Raw genomic sequence first — 18,536 nt, 5'->3', positions numbered from 1 at the left:
CGCTGCGGTTGCCGCCCCGGTTCAGAGGCCGCGGGAGGAGAAGCGGTACCCGGTGCCACGCACCGTCTGGATGAGGCCGCTGTAATCGGCCATATCGGTCTGCAGCGCCTTGCGCAGGCGGCGGATATGCACATCAACCGTGCGTTCCTCGACGTAGACATTGGCGCCCCACACGTGGTCGAGCAGCTGCCCGCGAGTATACGCCCGCTCCGGGTGCGACATGAAGAACTGCAGCAGGTTGAATTCGGTGGGACCCATGTCGACAGGATCGTCGCCGACGAAGATGCGCCGGCTCTCGCCGTCCAGCACCAGGCCGTTGACCTCCAGCCGTCCCTGGTCCTGGCCCGGCGTGGCGCGGCGCAACAGCGCGCGGATCCGCGCGATCAGCTCGCGCGGCGCGAAGGGTTTGGTGATGTAGTCGTCGGCACCGACATCCAGGCCCTGGATGACGTTGTCCTCGGCGGTCTTCGCGGTGAGCATGATCACCGGCAGTTCCTGGGTGCTCTCCTCGCGCTTGAGCCGGCGCAGCAGCTCGATGCCGCTGCCGCCGGGCAGCATCCAGTCGAGCAGCACGATGTCCGGCTTGTTGTCCAGGATACGGGTATAGGCATCCTGGATGTTGTCGGACTCGAGGACGTTAAAATCCGCGATTTCCAGCGCCATTCGCAACATGTCGCGAATGGCGGTTTCATCATCGACAATCAGTACGCTACGTTCTGGCATGCCTGCATCGGTTCCTCGTGGGTTGGACAGCAGGTATTAGATGATGAAATTGTGACCATAACGTTACAAACGCCGGCCTAGCGCAGGCTGGCGTTGATATTTTTCAGCATCTGGTTGCCCGGGCAGAGATCTTCCTCGGTGAGCTGGCTGAGCGGGCGCCGGGAGGTCTCCAGCTGCTCGTGCAGGTCGCGCGAGGCCTTGTCCATATAGATGAGGCCGGTGAGGATGTCGCCCGCCGCGCGATGGCGCTCCATGGCCAGCAGGGCCGAGGTGCGATCGAAGGGGTCGAGGTCCTGCTCCAGCTTGTACAGGTGGATGGAGGAGCCATCGTGCAGGGTCACTTCGTGGCTGTAGCCCGGCTTGTAGTCGGTGGTGATCTCCTTGCGCATGGGCACGAAATCCACCGCGCCGGTGGCTTCGGCGTGCTCGCGTACGAACTCGTAGCTCTTGGTCGAGCCCTTGTTGTTGTTGAAGGTCACACAGGGCGAGACGACGTCGATCAGGGCGAAGCCGCGGTGGGCGATAGCCGCCTTGATCAGCGGCACCAGCTGGGTCTTGTCGCCGGAGAAGCTGCGCGCGACAAAGGTGGCGCCGAACTGCAGCGCGGTGGCGCACAGGTCGATGGCGCTGAATGGGTTGGGCTCGCCCTTCTTGCTCATCGAGCCCTCGTCGGCGGTGGCCGAGTCCTGGCCCTTGGTCAGGCCGTAGCAACCGTTGTTCATGACGATGTAGACCATGTTCAGGTTGCGCCGGGCGACGTGGGCGAACTGGCCCATGCCGATGGAGGCGGTGTCGCCGTCGCCGGAAACGCCCAGGTAGAGCAGTTCGCGGTTGGCCATGGCCGCCCCGGTCACCACCGAGGGCATGCGTCCGTGTACCGAGTTGAAGCCATGGGACTTGCCCAGGTAATAGGTCGGCGTCTTCGAGGAGCAGCCGATACCCGAGAGCTTGGCAATCTTGTGCGGCTCGATGGACAGCTCGTGGCAGGCCTTGACGATGGCGCCGGAGATCGAGTCGTGGCCGCAACCGGCGCACAGGGTGGAGATGGCACCCTCGTAGTCGGCCTTGGTGTAACCCAGGTCGTTCTTCGGCAGCTCGGGGTGGCGGAACTTGGGAAGCTGGTAACTCATACTCTTTATTCTCCCGTGGCGCCGGCCGCGCGAGCCACTTCCTGCGGCTCCTCGTCCAGCTCCGGCATGTGCAGGCGGATCTGCTTGCGGATATTGCGTGCGCTGATCGGCGTGCCATCGAAGCACAGTACCGACTTCAGCTTGTCCGGACCGAGCTCGAACTCGGCCATGAGCAGGGTGCGCAGTTGCGCATCGCGGTTCTGCTCGATGACGAAGACGCGCTCGTGGGCGTGCAGGAAGTCCTCCACCTCGTCGTTGAAGGGGAAGGCGCGCACGCGCATGGCGTTAAGGTGGATGCCCTCGTCCGCCAGGCGATCCAGCGCCTCCAGGGAGGCCTGCTCGCTGGTGCCGAAGTACAGCACCGCCATGTCGGTCTCCTGCCGTGCGGGAATCGTCTCCGGCGCCGGCACGTGCTCCTTCATGGTCTCCCACTTCTTCATCAGGCGCAGCATGTTGCGCTCGTAGGCCTCGCCCTTCTCGGTGTAGACCGCGTACTCGTCGCGCGAGGTGCCGCGGGTGAAGAAGGCGCCGCGATGCGGGTGGGTGCCCGGCAACGTGCGGTAGCAGATGCCGTCGTCGTCGACGTCGAGGTAGCGGCCGAATTCGACACCGGCCTCCAGCTGCTCGGCGGTCATCACCTTGCCGCGGTCGTACTTGCGCGAGTCGTCCCACTCCAGCGGGGGCGACATGTTGTCGTTCATGCCCAGGTCGAGGTCGGTCATCAGGATGATCGGCGTCTGCAGGCGCTCGGCGAGGTCGAAGGACATCGCGCCCATGTCGAAGCACTCGCGCGGCGTCGACGGGAACAGCAGCACGTGCTTGGTGTCGCCGTGGGACGCGTAGGCGCAGGACAGGATATCGCCCTGCTGGGTACGCGTCGGCATGCCCGTGGACGGGCCGGTGCGCTGCACGTTGAACAGCACTGTGGGGATCTCGGCGAAATAGGCAAGGCCGAGGAATTCGCTCATCAGCGATACGCCCGGGCCGGAGGTCGCGGTGAAGGCGCGCGCGCCGTTCCAGCTGGCGCCGATCACCATGCCCATGGCCGCCAGTTCGTCCTCTGCCTGCACGATGGCGTAGTTGCGCTGGCCGGTGCCCGGATCGATGCGCATGCGCTTGACGTATTTCTCGTAGGCGTCGACCACCGAGGTGGACGGCGTGATCGGGTACCAGGCGGCGACGGTGGCACCGCCGTAGATGGCGCCCAGGCCGAGTGCGGTGTTGCCGTCGAGCAGGATCTGGTCGCCCACCTCGTCGGCGGCCTGCACGCGGATACCGATCGGGCAGTCCAGGTTGGCGCGCGCGTATTGGTGGCCGAGTTCCAGCGCGTGGATGTTCGGCAGGATCAGCTTTTCCTTGCCCTTGAACTGGTCCGCGACCAGGTCAGTGAGCACCTTGAAGTCCATGTCCAGCAGCGCGGCCAGCGCGCCGACATAGATGACGTTCTTGAACAGCTGGCGCTGGCGCGGGTCCTTGTACTCTTCATTACAGATGCGCGTCAGCGGCAGGCCGATGATGTTGACGTCGTCGCGCACCAGGCGCAGGTCCAGCGGCTTGGTGTTGTCGTAGATGAAATAGCCGCCCGGCTCCACTTCCTGGATGTCGGCGGCCATGCTCTGCGGATTCACCGACAGCGCGATATCCACCCCGCCGCGGCGGCCGAGGTAGCCTTTCTCGCTCACCCGCACCTCGTACCAGGTCGGCAGGCCCTGGATGTTGGAGGGGAAGATGTTCTTCGGGCTCACCGGCAGGCCCATGCGGAACAGGGCCTTGGCGAACAGGTTGTTGGCGCTGGCCGAACCGGTGCCGTTGACGTTGGCGAACTTGATGACGAAGTCGTTGACGGACTCGATGCTCTTCATGGTTACCGCCCCGCCTTGGTCACGTTGTAGAGGAATTTCTGCATGTCCCAGGCCGAGGTCGGGCAGCGCTCGGCGCACAGGCCGCAGTGCAGGCAGACGTTTTCATCCTTGACCATCACCCGCGTGGTGGGCAGGTCCTCGGAGACATACAGGTCCTGGGCCAGGTTGCCGGCGGGTGCCGTCAGGCTGTGGCGCAACTGTTCCTCTTCGGCATTGCCGACGAAGGTGATGCAGTCGGTCGGGCAGATGTCGACGCAGGCGTCGCACTCGATACAGCGCGCCTCCTCGAACACGGTCTGCACGTCGCAGTTGAGGCAGCGCTCGGCCTCCTTGTAGCCGGTGCCGCGGTCGAAGCCCAGTTCCACCTCGAGCATGCGGTCGGACAGTGCTTTATCCAGTGGCGCGTGGGGAACCGCGTAGCGCTTGTCGGTCTCGATCGCATTGTCGTAGGACCACTCGTGTACGCCCATCTTCTGGCTCAGCAGGCTGGTGAACGGCGCCGGGCGCTCGTCCACGTCCTTGCCCTGGCAGAACAGGTCGATGCTGATCGCGGCCTGGTGGCCGTGGGCCACGGCGGTGATCACGTTCTCCGGGCCGAAGGCGGCGTCGCCGCCGAAGAACACTTTCGGGTTGCTGGACTGGAAGGTGTTGCGGTCGACCACCGGCATCTCCCACTTGTCGAAGGCGACACCGAGGTCGCGCTCGATCCAGGGGAAGGCGTTTTCCTGGCCGATGGCCATCAGCACCACGTCCGCTTCCATGAACACCAGGGGCTCGCCGGTGGGCACCAGGCTGCGCTTGCCGTCGGGGTCGTACTCGGCCATGACCTTTTCAAAGTACATGCCCTTGAACTCGCCATCCTCGATGACAAACTCCTTGGGCACGTGGTTGTTGTAGATGGGGATGCCTTCGTGCATGGCGTCGTCTTTTTCCCAGGGCGAGGCTTTCATGTCCTCGAACGGGCTGCGCACGACCACGCGCACGTCCTCACCGCCGAGGCGGCGCGAGGTACGGCAGCAGTCCATGGCGGTGTTGCCGCCGCCCAGCACCAGCACTTTCTTCTCGATGCTGGTGGTGTGACCGAAGGCCACGCTGGCCAGCCAGTCGATACCCAGGTGCACGTGCTCGGCGGCGTCTTCCAGGCCCGGCAGGTTGAGGCCCTTGCCGCGCGGCGCGCCGGTGCCGACGAAGACTGCGTCGTAACCCTTGTCGAGCACCTCGCGCAGGCTCTGCACCTCGATATCGAAGGTGGCGTTGATGCCCATGTCGAGGATGTAGTTGACCTCCTCGTCCAGCACTTCCGCGGGCAGGCGGAAGGAGGGAATCTGGCTGCGCATCATGCCGCCGCCGGCGTTCTGGTTATCGAAGATGTCGATGCTGTAGCCCAGCGGCGCGAGGTCGCGGGCGACGGTCAGCGAGGCGGGACCGGCGCCGATCAGCGCCACGCGCTTGCCGTTCTTCTCGGCGGGAATCTCCGGCATGCGCGAGGCGATGTCGGCCTTGTCCTTGTTGTCGGCGGCGACGCGCTTGAGGCGGCAGATCGCGACCGGCTCTTCCTCGACGCGGCCGCGGCGGCAGGCCGGCTCGCAGGGCCGGTCGCAGGTGCGCCCGAGGATGCCCGGGAATACATTGGATTCCCAGTTGACCATGTAAGCGTCGGAATAGCGTTCTGCGGCGATCAGGCGGATGTATTCCGGCACGGGCGTATGCGCCGGACAGGCGTACTGGCAGTCCACTACCTTGTGGAAGTACTCGGGATTACTGGTATCGGTCGGTTTCACTGTACTGCTCGTCGGTGACTGGTCGGTGTGCGTATTTTCACTGCGGTTAAACGGCTGGGATTGTGTCACAAGTGGACCCGCATTGCACCCGGTGGGGGCGACGCAATGCGTTACTTTTCCGACACATAAGCGGGTTTTCGCAGGGGATCAAGTCACTGTTGCGCGCCGGTACAAGCGCCCCGGCCGGCGCGCCAGCACCGGGTTCAGAACCAGCCGAAGAACCAGCCGCGGTCCTTCAGGTCTTCCTCGCAACCGGCCAGTTGCTGGCCGTAACTGCCGGCGCGCCGCTCGACGCTGCGCGCCACGTTCTGCAGCCAGTCCTTGGACTTCCAGCTGCCGCGGCTGAAGCCGCCGTGGCCCTCGTGGTAGGCCAGGTACAGGCCGTAGGTGTTGTTCGGGCTGATGCCGTTGCGCCGCTTGGAGCGATGGTTGTACCAGCCGATGAAGTCGATGGCGTCACCGAAGTCGTCGCGGTCGGCGCCATAGTTGCCGGCGTCGCGTACGTATTCCTTCCAGGTGCCCTTCTTCGCCTGGCTGTAGCCGTAGGCGTCGGACGGACGGGTCCAGGGAATGAACCCCATCAGCTTGCGTCGCGGCGGCTTGGCCTTGGCATTGAAACGCGACTCCTGGTGCATGATCGCCATCATCACCGGGATCGGGCTGCCCCAGTTGTCGCGAGCGTCCGCGGCGTCATCGTACCAGTCGTCCTTCTCCTCGAAGATATCGCACAGGTTGTCGGGGTTGCGCGGCGGGCCGGTGGTGCAGCCACCGAGGGTCAGCGCGGCGAGCAACAGGCACAGGCAGCGGATCATTGGGCCACCCCGTGCTCGCGCAACAGTGCAAGGAAGGCATTTTCATCGATCACTTCCACTCCCAGTTCCTCCGCCTTGGCCAGCTTGGAGCCGGCGCCGGGGCCTGCGACCACGCAACTGGTCTTCTTCGACACGCTGCCCGCGGCCTTGGCGCCGAGCGCCTGCAGCGCGGCCTTGGCCTCGTCGCGGCTCATCGCCTCCAATGTACCGGTAACCACCCAGGTCTGTCCCGCCAGCGGCTGGGCCTCGGCCGGGGCGACCTCGATATCTTCCCAGTGCACGCCGGCCTCGACCAGCGCCGCCACCACCGCCATGCTGTGCCGGTCGTCGAAGAACTGACGCAGGTGATCCGCGACCACGGGACCGACATCTTCCACCTCGAGCAGTTTTTCCTCCGATGCCGCCGCGAGCTTGTCGAAGTCGCCGAAATGCCGGGCCAGGCCGAGCGCAGTCGCCTCCCCCACCTCGCGAATGCCGAGGGCAAAGATGAAGCGCGGCAGGGTCGTCGACTTGCTGCGCTCGAGGGCTTCGAGCAGGTTGTCGGCGGATTTCTCGCCCATGCGCTCGAGCGCGACCAGCGGCTCGCGTTCGAGCTTGTAGATATCCGCGACGGTCTCGAGCATGCCGGCGTCCACCAGTTGCTCGACGAGCTTGTCGCCCAGGCCCTCGATATCCATCGCCCGGCGCGAGGCGAAGTGCTTGATCGCCGCCTTGCGCTGGGCCGGACACACGAGGCCGCCGAGGCAGCGCCATACCGCGCCGTCCGCCTCGCGCTCGACCGCCGAGCCGCACACGGGACAACTCTGCGGAAAGTGGATTTCCGCGCTGTCCGCGGGCCGCCGTTCCGCGACCACCGACACCACCTGGGGGATGACGTCCCCGGCGCGGCGAACGACCACGCTGTCGCCGATGCGCACGCCGAGTCGCTCGATTTCGTCCGCGTTGTGCAGCGTGGCGTTGCTCACCGTGACGCCGCCGACGAACACCGGCTCCAGCCGCGCCACCGGGGTGATCGCGCCGGTGCGCCCGACCTGGAATTCGACGTCGAGCAGGCGGGTCATCTCCTCCTGGGCCGGGAACTTGCGGGCGATGGCCCAGCGCGGGGCGCGGGCGACGAAGCCGAGACGCCGTTGCAGGTCCACACGGTCGACCTTGTAGACAATGCCGTCGATGTCATAGGGCAGGCTGTCGCGCTTCGCGGCGAGACGCTCGTAATAGGCTTCGCAGCCGGCGGCCCCCTCCTCCACCGCCATTTCCGGGTTGATACGCAGGCCCCACTCGCGGAACTGTTGCAGGATGGCCGATTGCTCGGGCGGTAGTTCACCGCCCTGCACCAGGCCGTAGCCGTAGCAGCAGAATTCCAGCGGGCGGCTGGCGGTGAGCCTGGGGTCGAGCTGGCGCAGGCTGCCGGCGGCGGCATTGCGCGGATTGACGAAGGGCTTGCCGCCGCTCTCGCGCTGGCTGGCGTTGAGCGCCTCGAAGCCGGCGCGCGGCATGTAGATCTCGCCGCGCACCTCCAGGGTGTCGGGATAGCCCGCACCGCGCAGGCGCAGGGGAATCGAGTCGATGGTGCGCACGTTGGCGGTGATGTCCTCGCCGGTACTGCCGTCGCCGCGGGTGGCACCGCGCTCGAGCACGCCGTCGCGGTACAGCAGGCTCACCGCGATGCCGTCCAGCTTGGGTTCGCAGCAGTAGGCGAGTTCAGCGTCCGGGGTACCCAGCCGGTCCAGCGCGCGGCGCTCGAAGTCCGCCAGTGACTGAGCATCGAAGGCGTTGTCCAGCGAGAGCATGGGCACTTCGTGTACCACCTCGGCGAACTTCTTCAACGGCTCGCCGCCGACGCGCTGGGTGGGCGAGTCGGGGGTGACCAGTTCCGGGTGGTCCGCCTCGATTTCCGCGAGGCGTTTGAAGCAGCGGTCGTACTCGCTGTCGGGGACGCTGGGGTCGTCCAGCACGTAATAGCGGTAGCTCCAGTCCTCGAGTTGCGCGCGCAGCTCGAGGACCTCGTCGCGAAGCGGGGTGTTGCCGGCCATGGCTGTGTCCGTCAGCGCGCCCTGGCCAGCAGGCGGCGCTCGAGGTCGCGGATCAGCTGGCGCGAGTGCTCGAGGGTCTGCCGCGTGAGTACGCTGCGCGATTCGTCGAGCACGTCGCCGCCGAGGTTGCGGGCTACCGCCTGGGCGGTCTCGAGCATGTAGTCGAAGGCTTTCATCATGTCTTCCGGCCCCGGCAGGGTGAGGAAGAACACCAGCCCCGGCGTGTTGAAATCGCCCATGTTGTCGATGTCGAAGACACCGGGCTGCATCATGTTGGCGACGCTGAACTGGATAGCGCCCTTGCCCGCCTCGAACTCGTGGCGGTGGAAGAAGTTCATGTCGCCGAAGCGCAGGTCGCAGGCGAGCAGGATGTGCAGGATGTCCTCGCCGCGAAAGCCGCGCGGGTCGCGGGCCACCACGTTGAGCATGAACACCTCGGACTCCTGGGAGCGCGGCAGTCGGCCTGGGTCGTCGGCGAGCGGTACTGCCGCGGGCGCGGCGTCGGCATGGTCCTCTTCCGCGTCGTCGCGACTGGCGCTGAGGCCGGAGAGAAGGTCTTCCTGCCCGTCGTCGCGCTGACCGCTCAGGTCGGCGGCGAGATGGTCTTCGTCGTCGAATGCCCCGGCGTCGATATCCGTCGCTGCCTCCTGTTCCTGGCGTGCATCGTACTCGGCCTGGGCGGCGAGCAGGTCGCCGCGGCGCACCACGCGGGCGCCGCCGTTGGGCAGCTCCTTCAACCAGGAGAGGTCGTCCGGGCGAGTGGGCTCCTCACCCTCCTCGCCCGTCGGCTGCAATTTCATGCGCACCCCGGAGCGGCGCTCGTTGCGCACCCGGCGCCAGGCGTCCAGCAGCACTGCCACGATGAGCAGTACCCCGATAATCACCATCCAGTCGCGTATCGTCAGTTCCGCCATCACCTAAAACCTGTCAGCTCGCTGCCAGTTCCGCCGCTTCGTCCACGTCCACGCTGACCAGCCGCGATACCCCGGGCTCATGCATGGTCACGCCCATCAGCTGATCCGCCTGCTCCATGGAAATCTTGTTGTGGGTAATGTAAATGAACTGCACTTTTTCCGACATCTCTTTCACCATGCGCGCGTAGCGCCCGGTGTTGGCGTCGTCCAGGGGCGCGTCCACCTCGTCCAGCATGCAGAACGGCGCCGGGTTGAGCTGGAAGATGGAGAACACCAGGGCGATGGCGGTCAGTGCCTTCTCGCCGCCGGAAAGCAGGTGAATGGTGCTGTTCTTCTTGCCCGGCGGGCGCGCCATGATCGCGATGCCGGTGTCGAGCAGGTCGTCGCCGGTCATCTCCAGGGAGGCGGAGCCGCCGCCGAACACGCGGGGGAACAGTTCCTGCAGGCCGCTGTTGACCTTGTCGAAGGTCTCCTGGAAGCGGTTGCGGGTTTCCTTGTCGATTTTGCGGATCGCCGCCTGCAGGGTTTCCAGGGCGGTTTCGAGATCCTCGTTCTGCGCGTCCAGGTAGGTCTTGCGCTCGGATTGCAGGGTGTACTCGTCGATCGCGGCGAGGTTGATCGGCCCGAGCCGGGCGATGCGCGCGGCGATCTTCTCCAGCCGGGTCTGCCACTCGGCTTCACTGGCCTCCTCGGGCATGGCCTCGAGCACGGCCTCGAGATCCTGCTGGGCCTCGGCGAGCTGGCGCTGGATGGTCTCCAGTTGCACCTGCAGGGTCTGGCGGGTGAGGCGCTGCTGTTCCAGCTCGCCGCGCACGCCGCCGGCGCGGTGCTCGATGCCCGAGCGGCGCTGCTCGCACTCGCGCAATTCGTGCTCCACCTCGGCCACGGCCTGGCGGGCCTCGGTGAGCTCGGCCTCGGATTGCAGGCGCAGTTCCAGTTGCGCTTCGAGTTCCTGCTCGAGACCGTCGAGGGGGTCGTTGCTCTCCTGCATGCTCTCGCGCAGGCGCTCGCTGCGCTCCAGCAGCTGGTCGACCTGGGCCTCGGTGCGCGCGATGGTATCGCGCATGGCACTGGCCTGGGTGCTCAGGGACTGGTGGCGCATGGCCAGCTGGTGGGCGGTGTCCTTGTCGTGGCGGGCCTTCTGGCGGTGGCTGTCGAGGCGGTTGCGGGCCTCGTCGCGGGCGGTGAGCAGCTCCTCGCGCTGGCGCGAATCCACTTCCATGCCCTCGATGGCCTCGGCCAGCAGCTGGCGCGCCTCGGCGACGGCCTCCTGCTCCTGGCGAAACTGATCCTGGGCGTCGCGGATATCCGCGGCCAGGCGCTCGCGACGCACTGCAACCTGTTCGAACTTGGCTTCCAGCGCGGAGCGCCGGGAGGCGGTTTCAGCGTGTTGCCGGGAGGCGGACTGCACCGCGCGCTGGCACTCCTCGCGCTGTGATTCCAGCTGGCGCAGGGCGTCCTGGGCCTCGCCCAGCGCCTGTTCCAGGGCCTGTTCGCGCTCCGCGGTCTCGGCCAGTTGCAGTTCGAGTTCCTCCAGCTGCTGCTGGCGCGCGATAACCCCGCCCTGGGCGCCGCTCTCGCGCGCCACGCGCAGCCAGTTGGGACCCAGCCAGATGCCGTCTCGGGTAATCACCGACTCGTGGGGCTGCAGCGAACCGCGCAGCGCCATAGCCTGGGCCAGGTCGTCGGCAGCGCGCACACCGCCGAGCAGCGCGCCCGCGTGGCCGGCGCTGCGCACCTTGCCGGCCAGCGCATCGCCGCCAGCGGCCGCTTCGGCACCGGACTCAACCAGTGCCAGCACGCCCTTCTCCAGGCTGCCGAGCATGCCGCCGAGGCTGCCGAGGTCATCGACGCAGACCGCCTGCAGGTAGTCGCCGAGCACGGTTTCCACCGCCAGCTGCCAGCCTTCGTCGACCTGTAACTGTTCCAGCAGGCGCGGGCGACCGGCCAGCTGCTGTGCCTCCAGCCAGGCGCCGATGCCCTCGCTGGAATCCTCGCGCGCCGCCTGCTGCAGGGCCTCCAGGGAGGCCTGCCGGCCGCGCATCTGTTGCGTTTGCGAGCGCACCTCATTGAGCTGGTCGGCGAGATCGCCGCAGCGCTCGCGCTCGGCGGTGATCGATCCCGCCAGGGCCTCGCTGCGCTCGCCCTCTGCGGCCACCAGCATTTCGGCTTCGGCCAGTTCCTCGGCGAGCAATTCGAGTTCGCCGTGGTCCTCGCCCGGGGCCAGCGCCGCGCGCTCCTCCTCGAGCTGGCGCGAGCGGTTCTGGATGCGGTTCAGCACCTGCTCCAGGTGCTGGATACGCGACTGCTGTACCTCGGCCTGCTGCCGCGGCTGTGCGGCGCGCTGGTTGAACTCGTCCCAGCGCTGCTGCCACTGGTGCATGGCCTCCTCGGCCTGTAGCAGCGCCTGGCCGGAGTCTTCCTCCACGGCCTGCAGCATCTCCAACTCGGGGGCGATGCTTTCCAGCTCCTCCTCCCAGGCCACGAGTTTCTCGCGGTCCTCGCCGAGGTGGCGCTGCGCCTCCTGCAGGCTGGTACCAGTCTGTGCCAGGTCTTCCTCGAGCTGGCGGCTGCGCTCGCGCTGGTGGCGGATGGTCTGCTCGATGCGCGCGACCTCTGCGCCCAGCGAATAATAGTTGGCCTGCACTTTATTGAAGGCGTCGGTGCGGTCCGTGTGCGCCACCCGGTGCTGCTCGATGGCGGTATCGACCTGCTGGTGCTCGGCGTGGATGCCCTCGAGCTTGACCTCGAGTTCGCCGATGGCGCGGGTCGCCGCCTGCACCTGGGTATCCAGGGCGCGCCACTGCAGGGCCATCAGCTGGGCCTTGTGCGTGCGCTCGTCCTCTTTATATTCGCGGTACTTCTCGGCGGCCTGTGCCTGGCGCTGCAGGTGCTGCAGCTGGCGCTCGAGTTCGTCGCGCAGGTCGGTGAGGCGCTCGAGGTTCTCCAGGGTCCGGCGCATGCGGCTCTCGGTTTCCTTGCGCCGCTCCTTGTACTTGGAGATGCCCGCCGCTTCCTCGATGAACACCCGCAGTTCCTCGGGCTTGGATTCGATCAGCCGGGAAATCATGCCCTGCTCGATGATCGCGTAGCTGCGCGGGCCGAGACCGGTGCCGAGGAAGATGTCGGTGATGTCGCGGCGGCGGCAGCGCGAGCCATTCAGGTAGTACTCGGACTGCCCCTCGCGGGCGACCTGGCGCTTGATCGAGATTTCCGCGTAGCGGGCATATTCGCCGCCGACGCTGCCATCGCTGTTGTCGAACACCAGCTCGATGGAGGCCTGGCCGACTGGCTGGCGGTTCACCGAGCCGTTGAAGATGACGTCGTCCATGGACTCGCCACGCAGGTTCTTGGCGGAGCTTTCACCCATGACCCAGCGCACAGCGTCGATGACATTCGACTTGCCGCACCCGTTGGGCCCGACCACAGCGCTCATGTTGCTGGGGAAGCTCACGGTGGTGGGATCGACAAAAGACTTGAATCCCGCCAGCTTGATCGACTTTAATCTCATCTGACTTTAACAGCTCGCTCTATGTCTTTGTTTATTATATATTTTTAGACGTTTTTACTGGTTTTCACGCGAATTCAGAACCACAAGATATAGTGTATCGGTTTCAATCCGATAACACTATGCCTGAGCCGAAAAAAGGCGGGCAATCCGCCTCAGCTGCCGGCGTTGGGCGCCAGGGTGATGCTCACGGGCTGCTCCGAGAGGTCCGGTGCGAGGGGGCCGGCCTGGCCCAGCCAGCTGGCGTTCTCTGCGCCAGGGCGGCCGTCGGGGGAGACCTGGACCTGCACCAGCACCGAGGCGAAACCGGAAATTTTCTGCCCCGCCATGCTGTTGCTGTCGTCCAGGCGAATGGTCACCGGCAGGTCGGCGGCGCGCAGGCGCTGCACGGCGATCGGCATGCGGCTGGTGCCGGCGCCGTCGCGGGCGAGGATGAATACGGTGGCGGCCGGGTCGAGCGTGGCGTCGGCCGGGGCGGTGACACTGACCGTAACCCCCGCGGAGGGACCCGCAGCCGGCGCGGGCCCAGTCGCGCCGGGTCCGCCCGCCGCTGCGGCCATGGCCTGCTCCCGGGGTGGCATGCCCAGGCGCTCGCGGGCGGTGTCGATAACCCCGGAGATCATGCGGTAGCTGTCCGAACCCGGGGGCTCCACCGCCAGCAGGCGCTCCCAGTAGCCCATCGCATCGCGGTACTCGCCCGCCTCGAAGGAGGCCATGCCGAGCAGGCCGAGGGCGGTGCGCTGGTGCGGGTTGATCGCCAGCGCCTGTTGGGCGCGGCGGCGGGTCTCGTCGGTGAGGCTGCGCCCGGCGGCGAGGTAGTGGGCTTGGGCGGCATAGGCCAGGGCGCCGGCATCGCCGGGGGCGGCGGCGGCCAGGGTGTCGTAGTAACGGGCTGCGGCGGCATAGTCCTGGCGCTGCATGGCGAACTGGCCGAGCATCACCGTGTAGTCGAGATTATCCGGACGCTGCGCGGCGCGCGCGGTGATGGCATCGGCCAGGGCCTGCAATTCCTGCGGCGGCATATCGCTGTGCAGGTCCTGCAATTGCCGGGCGATGACAACATCCGGCGCGGCGCCCAGGCGGTAGTAGACGACAACGGCAAACACCAGCAGCACCGGCAGCAGGAGCCAGGCGAGGAAGCGGCGCGCTGCGGGGGGCGGCGCTGCCTGCGTTGCGGCGGGTGTCGCGCCGGCGGTGTCCTCGAGCAGGCGCAGCTTGGCGTCCTCCGCCAGGGCATCGTCGCCCTCCCCGGCCAATTCCTCCCGGCGCAGGCGGTACCAGGCGAGGTTGGCAGCTTCGGGGTCGTCGTCCACCGGCCGTTCGCGCCCGGCCAGCGGTACCAGCAGGAATACGGCGGCCAGCGCCACCAGTGCGGCGCAGGCGAGATAAAACACGGTCATTGGCGCTCGTCCCCGTCACCTAACAGCGACGACAGCCGCTCGCGATCCTGCGCATCCAGCGCCTGCTTGGGCGCCACCGCTTGGCCACCGCGCCGGCGCAGGGTCAGCCAGGCGATCAATGCGGCCAGCGCCAGCAAAATGGCCGGGGCCAGCCACAGCACAGCGGTCGCGCCGGAAAAGCTCGGCCGGTAGCGCACGAACTCGCCGTAGCGATCAACCATGTACTGGCGGATCTCGTCGTCGGAGGCGCCGGCTTCGAGTTGCACGAACAACTGCTTGCGCAGGTCCTGGGCAATCGGCGCGTTGGAATCGGCGATATTCTGGTTCTGGCACTTGGGGCAGCGCAATTCATTGCTCAGGGACTGGTAGCGCTGCTCCAGCGCCGGGTCGGTGAAGTCGTAGGTCTCGATCACCGCCGCGGCGGGCAGGGCCCAGGCGAAAAACAGGCAGGCCAGCAGTTGCGCGTAGCGACGGATCACTGGCCGCCCTCCCCGCCGTACTGGCGATAAAGCGGGCCGAGGGTCTCGCTCCACACGGTGTCGTCGACCACGCCGACATGGCGGTAGCGCACCACCCCGTCACCATCGACCAGGTACGTTTCCGGCGCACCATACACACCCAGGTCCAGGCCCAGCGTACCCTCGCGATCGACGATCACCGCGGTATAGGGGTCGCCGAGGTCACGCAGCCACTGCCGCGCGGGTTCGTCCTGGTCCTTGTAGTTAATGCCGTAGACCGGCACGCCGCGGCGCGCGAGGTCGATCAGGAACGGGTGTTCCACGCGGCAGGTCGGGCACCAGGTGGCCCAGACGTTGAACAGCGCGGGGCGGCCGGTAACCGCAGCCTTATCCAGCGTCGCACCGCCCGCCAGGGCCGGCAGCGAAAACTCGGGAAACGGCCGGTCGATCAGCGCCGAGGGCAGCTCGCGCGGGTCCAATTGCAGACCGCGCACCAGGAACAGCGCCAGTACCGCGAAGATGATCAGCGGCAGGAACAGCTTAAGCCGCGCCGGCATGTGCCACCTCGGGAGCGGTGCGCGCGCCGCGCTGTTGCCGGTAGCGGCGGTCCGCCACCGTGGCGAAACCGCCCAGCGCCATGAAGATGGCGCCCAGCCACATCCAGCGCACCATCGGCTTGTAGTGCAGGCGGATGGCCCAGCCGCCATCGCTGCCGACCGGTTCGCCCATTGCCACGTACAGGTCGCGGAACAGGCCCGGGTCGATCGCCGCCTCGGTCATCATCGAGCCGCCGGCCAGGTAGCGACGCTTCTGCGGCGCCAGCCGGGCAATGACTTCACCACCCTGACTGACCTCGAATTGCGCCTCGCTGGCCAGGTAATTGGGGCCGCGCTTCTGCTCCAGCGCCACGAAACGGAATTCGTAGCCGGCCAGGGTCTCGGTATCCCCCGGGGTCATTTTCAGGTCGTGCTCGATCGAATACTGACTGGTGGCGACGATACCGATCAGCGCCATGGCGAAACCCAGGTGGGCCAGCACCATACCCCAGTAGCTCGGCGCCAACCGGCGCAGGCCGCGGCCGAGGTCGCCGACCCGCTTCACGCGGATGATCACGTCGCGAGCCAGCCCGACCACCAGCCAGGCCGCGAGCAGTACCGCCAGCGCCACCCACAGGTTGAAACCGCCGCCCAGCCAGGGCAGGGTCACCGCGCAGCCCAGGGCGACCAGGGCCGGCACCAGCAACTCCCGTTGCCAGCGCGCGCCGCTGTCCTGTTTCCAGCGCGACAGCGGCCCTAGCCCCATGAACGGCGTGAGCAGCGCCATCAGCGGCACGAACACGGCGTTGAAGTACGGCGGCCCCACCGAATACTTGCCGAAGCCGAGGGCATCCATGATCAGCGGGAACAGCGTGCCGAACAGTACGGTCAGCGTGGCCACCAGGAACACGACGTTATTGGCGAGCAGCAGGGTTTCCCGCGACACCCAGGCGAAGCCGACGCGACTGCTCACCGCCGGGGCACGCAGCGCGTACAGGGTGAGCGAGCCGCCCACGACGATGCCGAGGAACACCAGGATGTACATGCCGCGCGCCGGGTCGGTGGCGAAGGCGTGAACCGAGGTGAGCACGCCGGAGCGCACCATGAACGTCCCCAGCAGGCTCAGGGAGAAGGCAAAGATGGCGAGCAGTACCGTCCAGCTTTTGAACAGGCCGCGCTTTTCCGTCACCGCCAGGGAGTGCACCAGCGCCGTACCCGCCAGCCAGGGCATGAACGAGGCGTTCTCCACCGGGTCCCAGAACCACCAGCCGCCCCAGCCCAGCTCGTAGTAGGCCCACCAGCTGCCGAGCATGATGCCCAGCGACAGGAAGGCCCAGGCGATATTGGTCCAGGGCCGCGACCAGCGCGCCCAGGCCGCGTCCAGTCGACCGCCGAGCAGCGCCGCGATGGCAAAGGCAAAGGCTACGGAGAAGCCGACGTAGCCCATGTACAGCAAGGGCGGATGGATGATCAGGCCAGGGTCCTGCAGCAGCGGGTTGAGGTCGCTGCCATCGGCCGGCGCGCCGGGCAACAGGCGCGCGAAGGGATTGGAGGTGAGCAGTGAGAAGGACAGGAAACCGACACCGACCCCACCCATCACGGACAGTACCCGCGCCAGCATCACCAACGGCAACTGGCTGCTGAACACCGCGACGGCGGCGGTCCACAACGCGAGGATCAGCACCCACAGCAACAGCGATCCCTCGTGGTTGCCCCACACGGCGCTGAACTTGTAGATGTCGGGCAGCAGCGAATTACTGTGATTGGCGACCAAGGCCACGGAAAAATCGTCCTGCAGGAAGACCGTGGCCAGGCAGGCGAAACTGATGCTCACGAATACCAGCATGCCGATGGCCAGGCCCGGCGCCAGGGCCATGGCCGCGACGTTGCGCCGCCAGGCGCCCCAGGCCGGCACTACCGCCAGGCACAGGGACAGGCCCAGCGCCAGGATCAGGGCGAAATGACCGATCTCGGCAATCACTTGCTGTTCCCCCCGGGGCTTGCACCCGAGCGTTCCAGCGCCTCGGCCACCTCCGGCGGCATGTAGTTTTCATCGTGCTTGGCCAGCACTTCCGAGGCCACCAGCACACCGTCGGCATTCAGCTGCCCCGAGGCTACCGCCCCCTGCCCCTCGTCGAACAGGTCCGGCAGGATGCCTTCATAGATGACCGGCACCGTGGCGGCGTAGTCGGTCAGCTCGAAGCGCACCTCGAGGTTGTGCTCGCTGCGCTGGATGCTGCCGTCCACCACCATGCCGCCGACGCGGATGGACTGGCCCAGCGGCGCCTTGCCGGCGGCGACCTCGGCGGGCGGGAAGAACAGGTTGATGTTGCCGCGCAGGCCATAGACCACCAGGCCGATGGCGATACTGGAAAACGCCACCAGGAACAGCACCAGGTACAGGCGTTGTTTGCGAACAGGATGCATCAGGCTTCACTCCCCTGGGTCGGCACACCGCGCTGGCGCCGCGCCTCCGCGCTCATCTCGCGCAGCAGGCGCCGGCGACGGCGCAGCGGCGCTACAACAATCAGCAGCAGCACAACGCAGGTAATGGCGTAGGCCGCCCAGACAAAGGCGCCGTGGCCATCCATGTGCAGCGCGCTGTGCAGATCGTGGAAGTACATCAGACCGCATCGGCCTCCAGGAGTTTGCGCACCCAGCCGGTACGCCGCTCGCGGTCGAGAATTTCCGCGCGCATGCGCAGCAGCAGCGCGCAGGCGAACAGCGCGTAGAACGCTGCAATCATCAGCAGCAGCGGGTACAGCATGCTCGGGTGGATGCTGGACTCGCCGGTGAACTTGATCGAGGCCGGCTGGTGCAGGCTGTACCACCAGTCCACCGATTTGTAGATGATCGGGATATTAACCGTGCCGACCAGGCTCAGCACCGCGCAGGCCCGCGCCGCGGCGGCCTTGTTGTCGTAGGCCTCGTAGAGGGCGATGACCCCCAGGTACAGGAACAGCAGGATCAGCATCGAGGTGATGCGGGCGTCCCACACCCACCAGGTACCCCAGGTGGGCTTGCCCCAGATGGAGCCAGTGACCAGCGCGACGAAGGTCAGCGCGGCACCGATCGGCGCGCAGCACTGCATGGCGATATCCGCCATCTTCATCTTCCAGATCAGGCTGATGGCGCCAGCCGTGGCCATCACGTAGTAGCCGGCCAGGGCCACCGCCGCGGCGGGAACGTGAATATAGATGATGCGGTAGCTGTCGCCCTGGCGGAAATCCGGCGGCGTGAACAGCAGGCCCCAGACCATCCCGACGCCCAGCGCCAGCAGCGTGGCCGGCAAAAGATACTTCAGGATGCTGCCGGAGATGGCGTACAACCAGGGCGGGGAGCCGAGTTTATGGAAGAAGGTCCACATAGCGCGGGCAAT

At 66.8% G+C, this 18,536-nt stretch carries 15 protein-coding genes; all 15 read right to left on the bottom strand.

The annotated features are described in order from the left end of the window. Window positions 1–21: 21 nt before the first annotated feature. Entirely contained in the window at window positions 22–723 is a 702-nt protein-coding gene (gene phoB, locus E4634_RS04185) for a phosphate regulon transcriptional regulator PhoB (protein ID WP_135441348.1), read from the bottom strand. Window positions 724–800: 77 nt separating this feature from the next. Next, the gene (locus tag E4634_RS04180; protein WP_135441347.1) at window positions 801–1,853 is read right to left on the bottom strand and encodes a 2-oxoacid:ferredoxin oxidoreductase subunit beta; all 1,053 of its coding nucleotides are present in this window, start codon (window positions 1,851–1,853) and stop codon (window positions 801–803) included. Window positions 1,854–1,858: 5 nt separating this feature from the next. Next, window positions 1,859–3,715, bottom strand: coding sequence for a 2-oxoacid:acceptor oxidoreductase subunit alpha (locus E4634_RS04175; protein ID WP_135441346.1), 1,857 nt, complete (start codon window positions 3,713–3,715; stop codon window positions 1,859–1,861). Between the two features lie 2 nt (window positions 3,716–3,717). Next, window positions 3,718–5,496: an FAD-dependent oxidoreductase gene (locus tag E4634_RS04170; RefSeq protein WP_135441345.1), complete on the bottom strand. Its 1,779-nt coding sequence runs from the start codon at window positions 5,494–5,496 to the stop codon at window positions 3,718–3,720. 203 nt (window positions 5,497–5,699) lie between these two features. Further along, window positions 5,700–6,308: a transglycosylase SLT domain-containing protein gene (locus tag E4634_RS04165; RefSeq protein WP_135441344.1), complete on the bottom strand. Its 609-nt coding sequence runs from the start codon at window positions 6,306–6,308 to the stop codon at window positions 5,700–5,702. Next, a complete protein-coding gene (gene ligA, locus E4634_RS04160; RefSeq protein WP_135441343.1) occupies window positions 6,305–8,341 on the bottom strand; it encodes an NAD-dependent DNA ligase LigA in 2,037 nt (678 codons plus the stop codon). Before ligA ends, E4634_RS04165 begins: the two co-directional genes overlap by 4 nt. An 11-nt stretch (window positions 8,342–8,352) precedes the next feature. Continuing rightward, on the bottom strand, window positions 8,353–9,255 hold the full coding sequence (zipA, locus tag E4634_RS04155) for a cell division protein ZipA (protein WP_135441342.1): 903 nt from the start codon (window positions 9,253–9,255) through the stop codon (window positions 8,353–8,355). 13 nt (window positions 9,256–9,268) lie between these two features. Next, the gene (smc, locus tag E4634_RS04150) at window positions 9,269–12,766 is read right to left on the bottom strand and encodes a chromosome segregation protein SMC (RefSeq protein ID WP_135441341.1); all 3,498 of its coding nucleotides are present in this window, start codon (window positions 12,764–12,766) and stop codon (window positions 9,269–9,271) included. A gap of 152 nt (window positions 12,767–12,918) precedes the next feature. Further along, the gene (gene ccmI, locus E4634_RS04145; protein ID WP_135441340.1) at window positions 12,919–14,163 is read right to left on the bottom strand and encodes a c-type cytochrome biogenesis protein CcmI; all 1,245 of its coding nucleotides are present in this window, start codon (window positions 14,161–14,163) and stop codon (window positions 12,919–12,921) included. After that, entirely contained in the window at window positions 14,160–14,642 is a 483-nt protein-coding gene (locus E4634_RS04140; RefSeq protein ID WP_346763329.1) for a cytochrome c-type biogenesis protein, read from the bottom strand. Before E4634_RS04140 ends, ccmI begins: the two co-directional genes overlap by 4 nt. Continuing rightward, on the bottom strand, window positions 14,639–15,178 hold the full coding sequence (locus E4634_RS04135) for a DsbE family thiol:disulfide interchange protein (protein WP_135441339.1): 540 nt from the start codon (window positions 15,176–15,178) through the stop codon (window positions 14,639–14,641). The genes E4634_RS04140 and E4634_RS04135 overlap by 4 nt, the downstream gene beginning before the upstream one ends. Then, window positions 15,162–17,138, bottom strand: a complete 1,977-nt coding sequence (locus E4634_RS04130) for a heme lyase CcmF/NrfE family subunit (RefSeq protein WP_135441338.1) — start codon at window positions 17,136–17,138, stop codon at window positions 15,162–15,164. Before E4634_RS04130 ends, E4634_RS04135 begins: the two co-directional genes overlap by 17 nt. After that, complete coding sequence (gene ccmE / locus E4634_RS04125; RefSeq protein WP_135441337.1) at window positions 17,135–17,584, bottom strand: cytochrome c maturation protein CcmE; 450 nt, start codon at window positions 17,582–17,584, stop codon at window positions 17,135–17,137. The genes E4634_RS04130 and ccmE overlap by 4 nt, the downstream gene beginning before the upstream one ends. Further along, entirely contained in the window at window positions 17,584–17,781 is a 198-nt protein-coding gene (ccmD, locus tag E4634_RS04120; RefSeq protein WP_135441336.1) for a heme exporter protein CcmD, read from the bottom strand. Before ccmD ends, ccmE begins: the two co-directional genes overlap by 1 nt. Beyond that, the gene (locus tag E4634_RS04115; protein ID WP_135441493.1) at window positions 17,781–18,524 is read right to left on the bottom strand and encodes a heme ABC transporter permease; all 744 of its coding nucleotides are present in this window, start codon (window positions 18,522–18,524) and stop codon (window positions 17,781–17,783) included. The genes ccmD and E4634_RS04115 overlap by 1 nt, the downstream gene beginning before the upstream one ends. Window positions 18,525–18,536 lie beyond the last annotated feature (12 nt).

Origin of the sequence: Mangrovimicrobium sediminis, assembly GCF_004745945.1 — a bacterium.
Taxonomy (GTDB): Bacteria; Pseudomonadota; Gammaproteobacteria; order Pseudomonadales; family Halieaceae; genus Mangrovimicrobium; species Mangrovimicrobium sediminis.
This window is presented reverse-complemented; position numbering and strand designations above follow the sequence as displayed.

Coding starts and splice junctions, on each gene's coding strand:
- E4634_RS04175 (WP_135441346.1), bottom strand. CDS start 3,715: ATGAAGAGCATCGAGTCCGTCAACGACTTCGTCATCAAGTTCGCCAAC.
- E4634_RS04135 (WP_135441339.1), bottom strand. CDS start 15,178: ATGCCGGCGCGGCTTAAGCTGTTCCTGCCGCTGATCATCTTCGCGGTA.
- E4634_RS04180 (WP_135441347.1), bottom strand. CDS start 1,853: ATGAGTTACCAGCTTCCCAAGTTCCGCCACCCCGAGCTGCCGAAGAAC.
- ccmI (WP_135441340.1), bottom strand. CDS start 14,163: ATGACCGTGTTTTATCTCGCCTGCGCCGCACTGGTGGCGCTGGCCGCC.
- smc (WP_135441341.1), bottom strand. CDS start 12,766: ATGAGATTAAAGTCGATCAAGCTGGCGGGATTCAAGTCTTTTGTCGAT.
- E4634_RS04165 (WP_135441344.1), bottom strand. CDS start 6,308: ATGATCCGCTGCCTGTGCCTGTTGCTCGCCGCGCTGACCCTCGGTGGC.
- ccmE (WP_135441337.1), bottom strand. CDS start 17,584: ATGCATCCTGTTCGCAAACAACGCCTGTACCTGGTGCTGTTCCTGGTG.
- phoB (WP_135441348.1), bottom strand. CDS start 723: ATGCCAGAACGTAGCGTACTGATTGTCGATGATGAAACCGCCATTCGC.
- ccmD (WP_135441336.1), bottom strand. CDS start 17,781: ATGTACTTCCACGATCTGCACAGCGCGCTGCACATGGATGGCCACGGC.
- E4634_RS04115 (WP_135441493.1), bottom strand. CDS start 18,524: ATGTGGACCTTCTTCCATAAACTCGGCTCCCCGCCCTGGTTGTACGCC.
- zipA (WP_135441342.1), bottom strand. CDS start 9,255: ATGGCGGAACTGACGATACGCGACTGGATGGTGATTATCGGGGTACTG.
- ligA (WP_135441343.1), bottom strand. CDS start 8,341: ATGGCCGGCAACACCCCGCTTCGCGACGAGGTCCTCGAGCTGCGCGCG.